This is a genomic window from Aeromonas sp. Lyrl_2, assembly GCF_051948815.1.
GTDB classification, from domain to species: domain Bacteria; phylum Pseudomonadota; class Gammaproteobacteria; order Enterobacterales; family Aeromonadaceae; genus Aeromonas; species Aeromonas veronii.
The window spans coordinates 145,929-161,640 of record NZ_JAYJLJ010000008.1 but is presented as its reverse complement, the minus strand read 5'-3'; the positions used below and the strand labels follow the sequence as shown (position 1 = coordinate 161,640).

The 15,712-nt window shown below is 62.1% G+C and carries 13 protein-coding genes; 7 read left to right on the top strand and 6 right to left on the bottom strand.

The features are described 5' to 3' along the window. Positions 1-7 precede the first annotated feature (7 nt). Entirely contained in the window at positions 8-946 is a 939-nt protein-coding gene (coaA, locus tag VF684_RS09425; protein WP_033114855.1) for a type I pantothenate kinase, read from the top strand. A gap of 100 nt (positions 947-1,046) precedes the next feature. Here the strand turns inward: coaA and birA are convergent, their stop codons facing one another. Then, on the bottom strand, positions 1,047-2,012 hold the full coding sequence (gene birA / locus VF684_RS09420) for a bifunctional biotin--[acetyl-CoA-carboxylase] ligase/biotin operon repressor BirA (protein WP_128816132.1): 966 nt from the start codon (positions 2,010-2,012) through the stop codon (positions 1,047-1,049). Continuing rightward, on the bottom strand, positions 2,009-3,046 hold the full coding sequence (gene murB / locus VF684_RS09415) for a UDP-N-acetylmuramate dehydrogenase (protein WP_128816131.1): 1,038 nt from the start codon (positions 3,044-3,046) through the stop codon (positions 2,009-2,011). The genes birA and murB overlap by 4 nt, the downstream gene beginning before the upstream one ends. Positions 3,047-3,173: 127 nt before the next feature. Between murB and VF684_RS09410 the strand changes: the two genes are divergently transcribed. After that, positions 3,174-3,827: a potassium channel family protein gene (locus VF684_RS09410; RefSeq protein WP_005339863.1), complete on the top strand. Its 654-nt coding sequence runs from the start codon at positions 3,174-3,176 to the stop codon at positions 3,825-3,827. Beyond that, positions 3,824-5,179 (top strand): TrkH family potassium uptake protein, encoded by a 1,356-nt coding sequence (locus VF684_RS09405; RefSeq protein WP_042082855.1) that lies wholly within the window; start codon positions 3,824-3,826, stop codon positions 5,177-5,179. Before VF684_RS09410 ends, VF684_RS09405 begins: the two co-directional genes overlap by 4 nt. A 41-nt stretch (positions 5,180-5,220) precedes the next feature. Here VF684_RS09405 and VF684_RS09400 read toward each other — a convergent pair whose 3' ends face one another. Continuing rightward, positions 5,221-6,051, bottom strand: a complete 831-nt coding sequence (locus VF684_RS09400) for an AraC family transcriptional regulator (protein WP_128816130.1) — start codon at positions 6,049-6,051, stop codon at positions 5,221-5,223. Between the two features lie 101 nt (positions 6,052-6,152). Here VF684_RS09400 and VF684_RS09395 point away from each other — a divergent pair, with 101 nt between their 5' ends. Beyond that, positions 6,153-6,686, top strand: coding sequence for a carboxymuconolactone decarboxylase family protein (locus VF684_RS09395; RefSeq protein ID WP_128816129.1), 534 nt, complete (start codon positions 6,153-6,155; stop codon positions 6,684-6,686). Between the two features lie 14 nt (positions 6,687-6,700). Then, positions 6,701-7,141, top strand: a complete 441-nt coding sequence (locus VF684_RS09390) for a DUF417 family protein (RefSeq protein ID WP_005357613.1) — start codon at positions 6,701-6,703, stop codon at positions 7,139-7,141. A 40-nt stretch (positions 7,142-7,181) separates the two neighbouring features. On the opposite strand, the gene VF684_RS09385 is transcribed toward VF684_RS09390, so the two are convergent. The 3 genes from VF684_RS09385 to VF684_RS09375 all read right to left on the bottom strand — a co-directional run bounded on the left by VF684_RS09385 (position 7,182) and on the right by VF684_RS09375 (position 11,739). After that, the gene (locus VF684_RS09385) at positions 7,182-9,155 is read right to left on the bottom strand and encodes a DNA topoisomerase III (RefSeq protein WP_376899200.1); all 1,974 of its coding nucleotides are present in this window, start codon (positions 9,153-9,155) and stop codon (positions 7,182-7,184) included. A gap of 67 nt (positions 9,156-9,222) precedes the next feature. Next, positions 9,223-9,720 (bottom strand): response regulator, encoded by a 498-nt coding sequence (locus tag VF684_RS09380; protein WP_376899202.1) that lies wholly within the window; start codon positions 9,718-9,720, stop codon positions 9,223-9,225. 54 nt (positions 9,721-9,774) lie between these two features. After that, positions 9,775-11,739, bottom strand: a complete 1,965-nt coding sequence (locus tag VF684_RS09375; protein ID WP_376899204.1) for an ATP-binding protein — start codon at positions 11,737-11,739, stop codon at positions 9,775-9,777. A 276-nt stretch (positions 11,740-12,015) separates the two neighbouring features. Between VF684_RS09375 and VF684_RS09370 the strand changes: the two genes are divergently transcribed. After that, complete coding sequence (locus tag VF684_RS09370; RefSeq protein WP_376899206.1) at positions 12,016-13,146, top strand: NapC/NirT family cytochrome c; 1,131 nt, start codon at positions 12,016-12,018, stop codon at positions 13,144-13,146. A gap of 23 nt (positions 13,147-13,169) precedes the next feature. After that, the gene (gene torA, locus VF684_RS09365) at positions 13,170-15,650 is read left to right on the top strand and encodes a trimethylamine-N-oxide reductase TorA (protein WP_376899208.1); all 2,481 of its coding nucleotides are present in this window, start codon (positions 13,170-13,172) and stop codon (positions 15,648-15,650) included. Positions 15,651-15,712 lie beyond the last annotated feature (62 nt).

The following is a 15,712-nucleotide window of genomic DNA, read 5'->3' as shown; positions in this document are numbered from 1 at the left end:
TGACACCATGACGACAGAGCATAACCCCTATCTGCAATTCACCCGCGAAAAATGGGCGTTATTGCGCGATTCGGTCCCCCTGACCCTGACCGAACACGATCTGCAAACCCTGCGCGGGATCAACGAAAAGGTGTCATTGAAGGAGGTAGAGGAGATCTATCTGCCCCTCTCCCGCCTGCTCAATCTCTATGTCAAAGCCAAGCAGCGCCGTAGCCGGGTACTGGAACAGTTCCTCGGCCAGTCACGCGGCAAAGGTACTTATATCATCAGCATCGCCGGCAGTGTGGCGGGGGGCAAAAGCACCACGGCTCGCATCCTGCAGGCGTTGCTGGAGCGCTGGCCGGAGCACCCGCGGGTGGAACTGGTGACCACCGACGGCTTCCTCTATCCCAACAAGGTGCTGGAGGAGCGTGGCCTGATGCGCCGCAAGGGGTTCCCGGAATCCTACGACATCCGCCATCTGGTGGAGTTTGTCGCCAATATCCGGGCTGGCCACGAGAAGGTGGAAGCACCGGTCTACTCCCACCTTATCTATGACATCATCCCTGACGAGAAGAAGGTGGTGGAGCAGCCGGACATCCTGATCCTGGAAGGGCTCAATGTACTGCAGAGCGGTATGGATTATCCGCAGGAGCCGCACCGGGTATTTGTCTCCGATTTCGTCGACTTCTCCATCTATGTGGATGCCGAAGCCGACCTGCTGCGCACCTGGTATATCGAACGCTTCCTCAAATTCCGCAGTGGCGCTTTCTCGGATCCGGACTCCTACTTCCACCACTACGCCAAGCTGACCGAGAGCGAAGCGACCCAGATCGCCAACAACATCTGGCAGGATATCAACTATCTCAATCTGCAGGAGAACATCCTGCCGACCCGGGAGCGGGCCAACCTGATCCTGACCAAGGGCAACGAGCACGCCATCGAACAGATCAAGCTGCGCAAATAAACACGGCAGTTCGCACCGTTGCAGATAGCCGGATAACAGAGAGGGGACCCGCAGGTCCCCTCTCTTTTTTGTCGCTAACGGTTATCGCCAGGCGCAACGCTCAATCACCCCGGCGCAGGGAGAGTTCGCCACCCAGATAGAACTTGGTGCCCTCCTCCGTCTCCAGCCGCAGTGCGCCGCGATCGTCGATACCACGGGCGATACCGCGGATCTCCTGCTCCCCCATCAAGAGACGGACAGGGCGACCGGCAAAGTGGTCGAGCCGGTTCCACTGATCGACAAAGCTCGCCAATCCGCTCTGCTCGAAGGTCTGCATCGCCCGCTGCAGATAGGCGATCATCCGGGCAGCGAGCTCATTGCGATCGACCAGCTCGGGATTGATGTGGCGCAGCTCGGCCCAGGCTTGATCGATCTTCTCCCCTTCACGGGCAGGCATCGCCAGATTGAGACCGATGCCGATCACCAGATGACAGCTGGCCCCGGCGCTACCGCTCATCTCCACCAGTATTCCCGCCAACTTGCGGCCCTGATAGTAGAGGTCGTTCGGCCACTTGAGCTCGACGCCTTGATAGCCAAGGGACTCCAGCGCTTCAACCACTGCCACGCCGACCGCCAGACTCAGCCCCATGGCCGCCGCCATGCCTTGTTCGAGTCGCCAGTACATGCTGAGGATCAGCTGGCAACCAAACGGCGAAATCCAGGGTTTGCCACGACGACCGCGCCCGGCGGTCTGACACTCGGCCAGACAGCTCTCGCCAGAGCGCAGCTCATTGACCCGATCCAGCAGGTGTTGGTTGGTCGAGCCAATGACCGGAAAACAGTGCACCGGCGCCATCGGGGCCAGTGCCTGCAAGGTAGCCTGATCATAGAGCGCCATCGGCACCGCCAGCCGGTAGCCCTTGCCGGTCAGGCTAAAGAGATCCAGCCCCAGCTCCTTGAGCGCCGCCATGTGTTTGCTCACCGCCGCCCGGCTGATGCCGAGCTGCTCACCCAGCTGTTCGCCGGAGTGAAACTGGCCGTCGCTAAGCAGGGTGATCAGGGTCTGTCTGATGGGAGTCAACGTCATGAGAGCACCTCGTCAAGCCAGGTTTCACCGTGTGCCCCCATAAAACGCACCTCGTGCTCCAGCACCACGCCAAACATCTGTTCCACGCTGTCGCGGACATGGGCCGCCAGCGCGATCAGCTCCATGGCACTGGCGCCCCCCAGATTGACCAGCACCAGCGCCTGCTCCTGATGAACGGCGGCGCGACCGATGGCGAAACCTTTCAGACCGCACTGATCGATGAGCCAGCCCGCCGCCAGCTTGGCCTGCCCTTCTCCGGCCGGATAGCAGGGCATCTGCGGGTAGCACGCCTTGAGATTCTCCGCCAGCGCGGCAGGCACCACCGGATTCTTGAAGAAGCTGCCCGCATTGCCGAGCACCGCAGGATCCGGCAGTTTGGCCATGCGGGTGGCACAGACGGTATCGAAGATGGCCTGCGCCGAAGGCGCGTCACCGAGCGCCACCAGTGGGCCATAGCCCTGCACCGGTTGCCACGCCTTGGGCAGTTTGAGCCCGACGGCGGTGATCAGGTGGGAATCCTGATACTCGTGTTTGAAGATGCTGTCACGATAACCGAAGCGGCACTCTGCCGCCGCGATCCGTTCAATCTCGCCACTCTGCCAGTTGAACGCCTCGACATAGGCGCAGAAGTCCGCCAGCTCAACGCCATAGGCACCGATGTTCTGCACCGGCGCCGCACCGACCGTGCCGGGAATAAGCGCCAGATTCTCCAGCCCGAACCAGCCCTGTTGCAAGGTATGGCGCACCAGCTGATGCCAATCTTCACCGGCCGCCACATGGAGCAACCAGTGATCGCCACCATCTTCAGCGGTAATCCCCTTGAGCCGGTTGAGCACCACCAGACCGAGAAAATCGGTGGTGAAGAGCATGTTGCTGCCGCCGCCCAGATTGAGGCGTGGCAACTGGTTGAGCTGTGGATCGGCACGCAGGGTCGCCAGATCGGCAACCTGCTCCACCTCGGCCAGCCAGAGGCAGTACGCATCGAGGGCAAGGGTGTTGAGCTTCAACAAGGAGGCGTTGGCATTCAGTTTCATCGGTCTATCCCAGCTTGGTGCAAGGGCGCAGTCTACCTCAAGTTACCCCATGACGAAAAACCCGAGCCCTTTTCGGGGGAATAGCAGTGGTTTAGAGTAGGCGACTTCAACTGCTGAGGAATAACTCATGAACAACCAGTTTGCCGTCATCGGCCTGGGCCTGTTTGGCAGCGCGCTGTGCGAAGAGCTGCAACGGCAAGATGCCGAAGTACTGGCCATCGATATCGACGAGAGCAAGACCCGGCAAATCGCCGCCCTCTGCAATCACGTTATCGTGGCGGATGCCACCGACGAGGCCACCGTGGCCGAGCTGGGGCTGGCCAATTTCGATATCGTCTTCGTTGCCATCGGTGACAACCTGGAGACCAGCATCCTCACCACCCTCGTCTTGAAAGAGGCAGGCGTGAAGAAGGTGTGGGTCAAGGCGCGCGACAAGTTCCACGCCAAGATCCTGCAGAAAGTGGGCGCCGACAAGGTGATCAACCCGGAGTGGGACATGGGCCGCCGGGTCGCCCAGAGCATGCTGGACAACCGGCTGTTCGACTATCTGGAGCTGGGCCACGACATGGTGCTGACCGAGTTCGTGATTGGCCTGCAACAGAACGGCCGGGAACTAGGCGACTTCCATCTGCTGCAACAGAGCGATTTCCAGCTGCTCGCCATCAAGCGTGGTGATGTGCTGCACAACGTGCTGACCGGCAAGATGGAGCTGCAACTAGGCGACATCCTGATCCTGGCGGGCAACAAGCACGCCATCGACCACTGGCTCGAAACCCTATGATCAACTGGCGCAGCAGCTACGCCTTCGCCCTCCATCGGGAGCAGGACTCTCGCTGGAGCGAAGCCCGGCTGATCCTCGGCAGCTTTCTGATCATTCTGCTGATTGGCACCATCTTTCTGGTGCAACCCTCCAGCCACAATGGCGAGGTTACCTTCGTCAACGCCCTGTTTACCGCCACCTCGGCCATCAGCGTGACAGGTCTTGGCGTGGTGGATACCGGCACCGCCTTCACCCTGCAGGGGCAGATTTTTCTGTTGATGCTGATGGAGATCGGCGGTCTGGGCCAGATGACCATGACCCTGCTGCTGATCGCCATCTTCAGCAAGCGGGTCGGCCTGCGCCAACAGGTGCTGGCCAAGGAGGCGCTGGGACAGGAGGGCTCGGTCAACATCATCCAGCTGGTCAAACGGATCGTGCTGTTCGCCTTTATTGCCCAATTGATCGGTACCGGCATCATGGCGATCCGCTGGGTGCCCGAGATGGGTTGGGTGCACGGCCTCTATGTCAGCTTCTTCCACGCGGTCTCGGCCTTCAACAACGCCGGGTTTTCGCTCTTTGCCAACAACCTCATGGACTATAGGGACGATCCCATCATCAGCCTGACCATCGCCGGCCTGCTGATCCTGGGGGGGATTGGCTTTACCGTCATCGTCGATCTGGTGCGCAACCGCCGCTGGCGCAAGCTGAAGCTGCACAGCAAGCTGATGCTGCTGATGACCCCGGCGCTGCTGCTGGCCGGTACCCTGATGTTCTGGCTACTGGAACACAACAACCCCGGCACCCTCGGCAAGGCCGGTGTCGGTGGCCAGCTGCTGGCTGCCTTCTTCCAATCTGCCAGTGCCCGTACCGCCGGTTTCAATACTATCGATATCGGGCTGATGACCCCGGCGGCGTTGCTGTTCCTGATGATGTTGATGTTTATCGGTGCCGGTGCCACCTCAACCGGTGGTGGTATCAAAGTCACCACCTTCGCAGTCGTGCTGCTGGCGACCAAGGCATTTCTGACCAAACGACCCCATGTCACCGCTTTTGGCCGCACCCTGTCGCCCCAGATCGTGACCCGCTCGCTGGCCATCATCATCGTCAGCACCATGGTGCTGATGCTGGCGATGTTCCTGCTGATGGTGACCGAGGATCTGCCGTTCGACAAAATCATGTTCGAGACCATCTCGGCATTTGCTACCGTCGGCCTCTCCACCGGCATCACCGCCTCCCTGAGCGAGCCGGGCAAACTAATCCTGGTGCTGGTGATGATCTGCGGCCGTCTCGGCCCCCTGACCCTGGCCTTTATGCTGGCCCGCCCGGTCGAAACCCGCATCCGTTATCCGGAAGAGAACGTCTATACCGGCTGACCAGCCATGAACACGGGGCAGCCATTGGCTGCCCCGTTTTTTTATTCGGCTTGTTGCTGCGCCTTGAGCCAGCGCCCCGGGCTCATCCCCAGCTCCCGCTCGAATGCCCTTCCAAAGGCAACACTGCTGCTGTATCCCGCACCCAGCGCCACCTGCACCATGGGCTCCCCCGCCAGCAGTTGCTGGCAGGCGCGCGCCATGCGCCAGCGGGTCAGATAACCAAGCGGCGCTTGACCGACCCGCTCCTGAAACCTCGCGGCAAAGCGGGCCCGCGACATGCCAGCCTCCCGCGCCAGCGTGGCCACCGTCCAGGGTTCATCCCCACGCTGATGCATTACCGAGATCGCCTTGGCCAACTGGGGATCGGAAATACCTGCCAGCATCCCCTGCTGACATACTCCTTGCTCGACCAGATGACGCAGCAGCAGGATCAACAGTACCTCCAGCAAGCGGGAGATCAGCGGATCCTGCCCGTAGCGGGGGTGAAACGCCTCGTCAAACAGCTGACTCAGCACCGGCGTCAGGACAGGCAACTCACGTAACGGCAGCACCAGCGAGCCCGGTAATGCCAGTTGCAACGGCGATGATCCCCCCTTGCCGAATGCGACATTGGCGCACACCAAATCACAACCCCCCAGCGTTCTGGGTTCAAGCTTGTGGGGACGTCCCCGAGGGAACAGGATCAGGGTCGGCTCCTCGAGCAGCAAGCTGGTTCCCCCCTCTTCACGCAGCATGACGGCACCGCTGCGCAGCAGATGAAGATGTCCGCCACTCGGATAATCATCACTGGAGGAGTTCTGGCACAGGTTGCCGGCGAAGAAGATCTTGGCTTCGGGGGAGGCATGAACCAACAGGGCAGAGAGCGGATCCATATTTGAGACGAATAGTATTTATTTGCAGATGATGAGTGATAAACCGTATCACGAATGACGGCACACTGTCTCCCGTACCTTCACTACCACAGGAGAAGATCATGAGCCGTATCCAACCCGTATCCCAACCGCAACCAGCTGCCGCCCAGACCCTGGCCACCCTGCACCGCAATCTGGGTATGGTGCCCAACCTCTACGCTACCCTGGCCCACTCGCCAGCCCTGCTCAATGGCTTCCTGGGCTTTGCCGAGGCGCTTGGCAAGGGGCGCCTCACTGCCCCACAACGGGAGTTGCTGGCACTGGCCATAGGTCAAGCCAACGCCTGCCAATACTGTTTGTCTGCCCACACACTACTGGCGGGCAAGGCCGGATTCTCGGCCCAGGAGATCCGGGCAGCCCGACTCGGCCAGGCCTCGGCTCCCGTTGATCACGCCCTGCTGCAACTGGCAACGGCACTGGTCAACCAGCGCGGGGTCATCAGTGACGAGCAGCTTGCTAGCGCCCGTGCCGCAGGCGTAGATGACGAGCTGCAGCTGGAGGTGCTCGGCCAGGTGGTCGTCAATACCCTGACCAACTATGGCAACCACCTGGCAGCGACCGAGATCGACTTCCCGCCCGTCACTCTGACCCCTTAAACAAGGAGCCCCCCATGCAGCAACATGACAAAGGCTTTCTGGTCGCCCTGGCGGGCGTGGTATTGACCCTGCTCTGGATCGGCGTCTTCAAGTTTACCCCGACAGAGGCAGCCGCCATCAAACCACTGGTAGCCAGCCACCCCTTGATGAGCTGGCTCTATGGCCCCCTGTCGGAACAGAGCGTATCGAACCTGATCGGGGTGGTCGAGATAGTGATCGCCATCGGGCTGGTCGTGGGCCTGTGGCAACCTCGCATCGGTTACTGGTGCAGCATGGGGGCTATCGTCACCTTCCTGGCGACGCTGAGCTTCCTGCTGACCCTGACAGGTGTCTGGAAGATGGTTGACGGCGTGCCAGTCACCGAGTTTTTCCTGTTCAAGGATCTGGTGTTTCTCGGTGTGGTGCTGCACTACCAGCACAGGATCCGTGCCAGCTTGTCCACTCAGGCAGCCTGACAACAATGCCTTTGGCGCCCAGGATGGGCGCCTTTTTTCGTTATGCAGCCCTGGTCTGGCGCTTGCTGGTCGTCTTGCGCGGTCGGGGCCCGCCAGTCGTGCTGGCTGCCGGACTCTTGCGTTTGGTAAAACGCCGCTTGCCGGCACCCGGCGCCTCCTTGGGCAGGGCGCTGAAGCTGGCGCCAGAGTCCTGCCGCGCCCCCTCGATCAGACCGTGCAGCTGTTCGGTGAGCGGCCCCATAAACTGCTGGTAACTGCCGTGACGCTCGGCGATCTGGCCGAGGCTCTGCTCCCACAGCGCCGTCATATCCGGCGTGGTGGCGGTGGCTGGCAGCGCCTGCACCAGTGCCCGCCCGGTCGGGGTCGCCTTGATGCTCTTGCCCTGACGCACCAGAAAGCGGCGCTTGAACAGCAGATCGATGATACCGGCCCGGGTCGCCTCGGTGCCGAGGCCGTCGGTCTCGCGCAGGGTTTTGCGGATCTCGGGATCCTGCACATAGCGGGCGATGCCGGTCATGGCCGCCAGCAGGGTGGCATCGGTGAACGACTTGGGAGGCTGGGTCATTTTCTCCTGCAGTTCGCCCCGCTCGCAGAGCAGCTGCTCCCCCTCTTTAAGAGCAGGCAGGGTACCGGCCTTCTCTTCGTCGTCATCCTCCTCCACTCCGAGCAGCGCCTTCCAGCCCGCTTTCAGAATGCGCCGCGCCTTGGCCTGAAACAGGCCACCGGCGATGCGCAGCAGCACCTTGCTGTCGTTGTATTCAAACGGGGGATAGAACTGCAGCAGGTACTGGCGGGCAATCAGGCCATAGAGCTTCGCCTCGTCGGCCCCCAAGGTGGCGGGGTTGCCCTGCTTCTCGGTGGGAATGATGGCGTGGTGGGCATCCACCTTGCTGTCGTTCCACGCCTTGCTGCGGATCTTGCCATCAGCATCGGCAACCGCCCTGGCCAGAGCAGGCGCAGTGGCAGCGATGGCGCCGCGCACCTGCTCGGCCCGCTTGAAATGGTCGGTCGGCAGATAACGGCTGTCGGAGCGCGGATAGGTGATGAGCTTGTGGCGCTCGTAGAGACTCTGGCAGATGTCGAGTACCCGCTTGGCATCCATGCCGAATCGCTTGGCGGCATCGATCTGCAGGCTGGAGAGGTTATAGGGCAGCGGCGCCGCCTGCTTGCGGGCCTGCTCCTCCACCGATTCGACCTGTGCCGGTTGGCCGTTGATCCGGCTCACCACCTTGTCGGCCAACGCCCGGTTGAGCACCCGCCCCTCCTCGTCCTGCCACGGCAGACAAGCTTCCGATGGCAGCCACTTGGCAGTGAAGCGCTCGTTGCTATCGGTCAGCAGATGGGCCAGCACCTCGTAGAAGGGTTTGGGGACAAAGGCCTCGATCTCGAGATCACGCCGAACCACCAGCCCGAGCAGCGGGGTCTGCACCCGACCAACCGAGAGCAGCTCGCTGCAACCGGCCTTGCGTCCGAGCAGGGTGTAGGCGCGGGTCATGTTGATGCCGTAGAGCCAGTCGGCCCGACTGCGAGCCAGCGCCGAGACCGCCAGCGGCACGAACTCCTTGTTATCCCTCAGTTTGTCGAGGGCGCGGCGCACCGCAGGCGGGTTGAGATCGCTGATGAGACAACGCTGCACCGGCCTGGTTTTCGGGTAGCCGAGAAAGTCGATCACCTCGTCCACCAGCAGTTGTCCTTCCCGGTCCGGGTCACCGGCGTTGACCACGCAGTCGGCCTGCTTGATCAGCCGCTTGATGACGGTGAGCTGGGTTTTGGTCTTGGGCTTGGCCACCAGCTGCCACTGGGCGGGGACGATGGGGAGATGCTCCATCCGCCACTGCTTGAAGGCGGTGTCATAGGCATCTGGCTCGGCCTGCTCCAGCAGATGGCCGATGCACCAGGTGACCACATCCCCTTGGGCGGTCTCGATAAAACCGTCGCCCTTCTTGTGTGGCTTGGGCAGGGCATCGGCAATGGCGCGCCCCAGAGTGGGCTTCTCGGCGATGAAGAGTCGCATCGGTGACTACCTGAAACACTGTATATGCAGACAGTATACAGCGCCCACCGATAAAGCCCAACCGCGACTACTCGTCGAACGGATTGTCGTGAATGGCGGCAAACAGCCGCGCCTGATTGAGCACGGGGGCATAGTGGAAGGCATTGTCGCCATCCTCCGTCAGCAGATAGTCGGTCAGCTGCTCGCGCACCGCCTCCTGCAAGCTCTCCAGCTTCCACGGCTTGGCGAGGTAGTAGTGCAATCCGCCGCGATTGACCGCCTCTATGGTCGCCTCCAGCCCCGCCTGCCCGGTCAGCAGCAGCTTGCGGCTGGCCCGGGTCGCTCTACGCCGGTTCAGCTCTACCAGAAAGTCGACCCCCAAGGTTCCCGGCATGATGTGATCGCAGAGGATCAGCGCCAGCCTGCCCCCCTCCCGCTCCCACTCGTGCACCACCTCGCGCGCTTCGTCGACGCTCTCGGCGCCATCCAGCTCGAAATGGCTGCGAAACGGCGCGAGGTCGTGGAGCACCGCCTCCAGCACCTCCCGCTCATCGTCCACGCACAGGATCAGATAGTGTTTGTTCATTGCTCCTCCTTGGCGGCGCACCACGGCACGCCCTCTGTTGGCTGATGCGCCCACTCAGGCCGCATGCTCGTTGTGGCGGGGCTCTCCCCCGTAGTCGGCCATCCCGATATCCCCCAGCGGCAGGCAGACCCGCATCCGGGTGTAGCGTCCAGGCTCGGAGGCCACCTCGATCCGGCCGTGATGCTGCTGCACTATCTGCAGCGAGACGCTCAGGCCAATGCCAAGGCCGAAATGGCCCTCCCGCTTGGTGGTGAAGTTGAGATCGAAGATCCGCTGCCACAGCTCGGGCTCGATGCCGCAGCCGCTATCCTCCACCTCCACCATCACCCAGCCGGGCTCCGGCAGGCCGGTGCGCACCGTCAATCTTCCCGGCTCGCTCATGGCATCCAGACTGTTGGCGATGAGGTTGGTCCACACCTGCTGCAGGGCGGCGGGATGGCAGCGCACCAGCGGCAGGGGTTGGTACTCCTTGCAGAGCTCATGCTGCTTGAGGCGGTTTTCGAACATCAGCAGGGTATCTTCCAGCCCCTCGTGCAGATCCACCAGCGAGGGCTCGTCCCTGTCCTGCCGGGCATACTGCTTGAGGCTCTTGACCAGATCGCCGATGCGGCGGGCACACACTTCGATATTGCGCAGGAAGCTGCCGGTCTGCTGGAACAGCTCCAGCCGGGAGAGCAGGGCCTCCCGCTCGTCGGCAGTGCGGCTGGCAAACCAGCGCTGCCAGTTCAGCTCGTCATCCAGATTCATCTGCACCGCCAGCCGCGCCTGCTGGCGATCACCAAAGCGCCCCTCAGCCTGCCGGGTCTTGTCACGGATCTCGCTGGTCGAGACCGGCTGGGAACTCAACGCCTGACAGAGGGTCTGGTTGCCCAGCCCCTTGATGGGGGCAGGTAGTTCGAGATTGACCAGATCGGGGATGGCGGCCCGCAGGGTCTCGCTGCCACGGATAATGGCCGCTACCGGGTTGTTGAGCTCGTGGGCGACACCGGCCACCAGCTGACCCAGCATCGCCATCTTTTCGCTCTCCACCAGCTGGGCGTGAGCGGCATCGAGTGAGTTGAGGGTCTGTTGCAGCCGCATCTCGGTGCGGATGCTGTTTTGCAGGCGACGGTTGAAGTGGCGCAGCAGCAGGTTGGTAAAGGAGGGGAGCAGTTCGCTGCGCGCCTGCATCACCCGGGAGAATTGCAGCTTGTCGAGCTTGATCACCTCGGCACCGGTCAGGGTCACGCCGGTGGTGAAGGCGGGTTCGCCGGTGACGAAGGACATGCCCCCCACCAGCGAACCGGTACGGTAGTGCACCACCTCCTGATCGATCCCCTGCTCGTCCCGCTTGCGCAGCACCACCTCCCCCTTGGCGATAAACCAGAGGAAGCTGTTTAGCTCCCCCTCGCGGGTCAGCACATGGCCCGGACTGTAGTGGCGGCAGACCCGCTCCTCGTCATTACCCTCGAAAAACTGATAGAGACCGTCGATCACCACCCGCGATAGCTCTTCATCGCTGCAGTGGGTGTAATCCATAAAGCCCTGCCGATAGGCAGCCAACTGGCGATCGACGTGGGCTCGCAGCAGCTTCTGGTTGTCGAGCACGGCGGCATAGCTCAGCAGATCCGCCTCGGGACGTTGCAATACAAAGTGGCTCGCCTGCTCGATCACCGCCCGGCGCAGGCTGCCATCGCGCCAGGGGCGTTGCAGGTAGTAGTCGAGACGACCGAGGTTGACCGCCTCGATGATCGATTTCATCTCCGGCTGGCTGCCCAGCAGGATCTTGCGGCACGCCTCGTGACGGCTGCCGAGGCGGATCAGAAAATCGGCCCCTCGCCCATCCCCCAGCTCGCTGTCACACACCACTACGGCGGGTGGCTGCCCCTTACGATCCAGCTCGTCCAAGGCCAGCTCCGCCGACCCCTGACCGACTACCACCACCAGCGCGAAATGGCCGAGCAGCGGAACCAACTCCTGTTCGAATTCGGCCAGCAGTTGCACGTTGGCGGCGACACACAGCAGTGAGAAAGGGCTCATCAGCGACACTCCGTTGAGGCTCACTGCTCACTATATCAGCGAATCTTGTGGGGTTTTGCGAGGGGGCTAACAGCTGTCGCGGAAAGTGCACAAATAGATAAAACAGAAAACAACTGAATTTAATTCAACAAATATATCAATAACAAAATAAAAGACAAAATATGACAACAATCAAAAATATAAACCATGATGGAGGTCAACGCCTTATCCCTATCATTACTACTACTATTGGACTAGTACTATGTAGGTAATTATTGACCGTAGGAAAACGCCGCCATGATTGGAAAACTGATAAGAAAAACCTGGTTCTGGCTCCTGCTGCTCGGGGCCCTGCTGGGTGTCGCGGCACTGGGTGTCACCGTGACCGTGCTGCACAAGACCAGCTCCACCGAATTCTGCGTCTCCTGCCACTCCATGCAGACTCCGCTCGCCGAGTATCAGGGCAGTGTCCACTTCCAGAACACCAAGGGGATCCGCGCCGAGTGCGCCGACTGCCACATCCCGGGCGACCCCACCTCCTACCTGTGGACCAAGATCCGCGCCGTGAAGGATATCTATCACGAGGCGATCGGCACCCTGGATACCCCGGAAAAGTATGAAGCCCACAAGCTGCGGATGGCCCAGTCCGTCTGGGACGAACTGAAAGCCAACGACTCCGCTACCTGCCGCAGTTGCCACAGCTACGAGGCGATGGACATTCTGGCCCAGCGCCCCAACGCCCGCGCCGAGCACCCCATCGCCATCAAGGATGGCCAGACCTGCATCGACTGCCACCGCGGCGTCGCCCACATCATGCCCGACATGAGCGGTCTGGCCGCCGCCGGTGCCAGCGAACTGGCGCAGGCCGCCGCCCAGACCCCGGCCAGCGTCACCACCCGCTACGCCATCGCCACCACCCCGCTCTATCTGGATGCCAGCGCCAAGACCGATGAAGGCACCCTGATGCCCTCCACTCAGGTTGAGATGATGGGCAAGGAGAATGGCCGCGCCCGGGTGCGCATCGATGGCTGGCAGCAGGATGGCGTGAGCGAAGTGTTCTACGCCGCCCCCGGCAAACGGATCCTCAGCGTGCTGGTCGGCGATGCCGCCAAGAAAGCGCTGGTCACCGGCAAGAGCGAAACCGACAGCGCCACCAACCTCACCTGGCATCAGGTCAGCCTGACCGCCTGGGTAGACGAGAGCCAGCTCATCGGCGATCAGGGCAAGCTGTGGCAGTACGCCTCCACCCTGATGTCCAACAACTGTACCGGCTGCCACGGCCTCACCGCGCTGGATCACTTCAATGCCAACCAGTGGATCGGCGTCATCAAGGGGATGGAATCTCGTACCTCCCTGACCCCGGAACAGGCTCGCATGTTGACCCAGTATGTCCAGAAACACGCCAGTGACATGAGCGCGGCCCACTAAGGCTGGCACAGAGGAAAACCGTTATGACTTTTTTCAATGACAAGAAGACCAATCTGTCCCGCCGCAACCTGCTCAAGGGGCTCGGCGCCTGCGCAGCCCTGCCCCTGCTCGGCGGCATTTTTCCCAAGAGTGCGCTGGCGCAAGCCATCAGCACCGCATTGAGTCAGTTCCCGACCCTGGTGCCCGCCCAGAAGGGTATTCTGACCGGCGCCCACTGGGGTGCTTTCGAGGCGATCGTCGAAGATGGCCGCATGGTGCGCGTCCAGCCGGTGGCCGATGATCCAGCGCCGAACGATCTCATCGATATGGCGCCGTTCCAGGTGCACGCCAAGAACCGCGTCAAATACCCCATGGTACGCAAGAGCTGGCTGGAGCACGGCCCGGGTGCCAAGCCGGAGCTGCGCGGTGCCGACCAGTGGGTACGAGTGAGCTGGGACAAGGCGATCGAACTGGTGGCCGGTGAAATCCAGCGCGTGCAGAGTGACTTCGGTCCGCAGGCGATCCACGCCGGTTCCTACGGCTGGAAGAGTGTCGGCATGTTCCACAACAGCCGCACCCTGCTGCACCGCCTGATGAACCTCTCCGGCGGTTTCACCGGTTATGCCGGTGACTACTCCACGGGCGCGGCCCAGGTGATCATGTCCCACGTGATGGGCTCCATCGAGGTGTACGAGCAGCAGACCGCCTGGCCGAATGTGGTGGAAAACGCCGAACTGGTGGTACTGTGGGGGGTCAACGCTCAAGTAACTCTGAAGAACAGCTGGAACATGCCGGATCACGAAGGGCAGGCCGGCTTCATGGCGCTGAAAGAGAAGGGCACCCGCGTCATCAGCATCGACCCCATCTACAACGAGACCGCCAAGCTGGTCGGTGCCGAGTGGATTGCGCCGAACGCCTACACCGACGTGGCCATGATGCTGGGTGTGGCTCACACCCTCTACAGCGAGAAGAAGCACGATCAAGCTTTCCTCGAGCGCTACACCGTCGGCTTCGACAAGTTCCTGAACTACCTGCTCGGCAAGGATGACGGCCAACCGAAGAGCGCCGAATGGGCGAGCAGCGTCTGCGGCGTCGATGCCAAGGTGATCCGCCAGCTGGCTCTCGACATGGCCGCCAAGCGCACCATGATCATGGCCGGTTGGGGCATGCAGCGTCAGCAGCACGGCGAACAGCCGAACTGGATGCTGGTCACTCTGGCCTCCATGCTGGGCCAGATCGGCCTGCCGGGCGGCGGCTACGGCTTCAGCTACCACTACTCCTCCGGTGGCAGCCCCACCGCCAAGGGCGGCATTCTGGCGGGTATCTCCGCCGGCAACGCACCGAAGAACAGCCCGGCCCCAATCCCGGTGGCCCGCATCGCCGACTGTCTCGCCAACCCGGGCAAGACCATCGACTTCAACGGCCGCAAGGTGACCTATCCGGACATCAAGCTGGTCTACGTGGCGGGCGGCAACCCCTTCCACCACCATCAGGACACCAACAACCTGCTGCAGGCGTGGCGCAAGCCGCAGACCGTGATCGTGCACGAGCCCTACTGGACGGCGACTGCCAAGCACGCCGATATCGTGCTGCCGGTCACCACCAGCTACGAGCGCAACGATCTGGAGATGGGTGGCGACTACTCCCAGCGCTATGTGTTCCCGATGCACCAGTGCGTGCCGCCGCAGTTTGAAGCCCGCAACGACTTCGACATCTTCAGCGCCATCGCCGCCAAGCTGGGCGTGCAGGAGCAGTACACCGAAGGCAAAGACGAGATGCTGTGGCTCAAGCAGATGTACGATGGCATGGCGGCGCAGGCCCGCGGCGCCCGCGTCGCGCTGCCGCCGTTCAACATGTTCTGGGAGTCCAACAACTACATCCGCTTCCCGATCCCCGAGGCCAACCGCCAGTGGATCCGTCACGCCGATTTTCGCGAGAATCCGCTGCTCAACCCACTCGGTACCCCGTCCGGCAAGATCGAGATCTTCTCCAACACGGTGGCGGGGATGGGTTACGCCGACTGTGCCGGCCATCCCAAGTGGTATGAGCCCAAGGAGTGGGTGAAGAGCGAGGTGGCGGCGCGCTATCCGCTGTCGCTCAACACCTCCCACCCGACCCAGCGGCTGCACTCCCAGCTAGACAACACCCCGCTGCGGGACAAGTTCGCCATCGCCGACCGCGAGGCGATCATGCTCCATCCCGCCGACGCCAAGGCCCGTGGCATCGCTCAGGGAGATCTGGTGCGCGCCTTCAACGAGCGCGGCCAGATCCTGGTAGGCGCCCTGCTCTCAGAAGATGTGCGCCAAGGGGTGGTGCGGATCTGTGAAGGGGCCTGGTACGACCCGGCCAAGCCGGGCGAAGCGGGCAGCATCTGCAAGAACGGCAACGTCAACTGCCTCACCTTCGACGAAGGCTCGTCCAGTCTGGCGCAAGGCAACTGCGGCCACATGGCCCAGCTGCAGATCGAGAAGTACACAGGCCCGGTGCTGGCCAACACCGCCCACGCGGTACCGGCCAACGGCTAAGGCGATTGCCACCCAATAAAAACGGCGCTATAAAGGCGCCGTTTCTTTATCTGTCTGCCAAA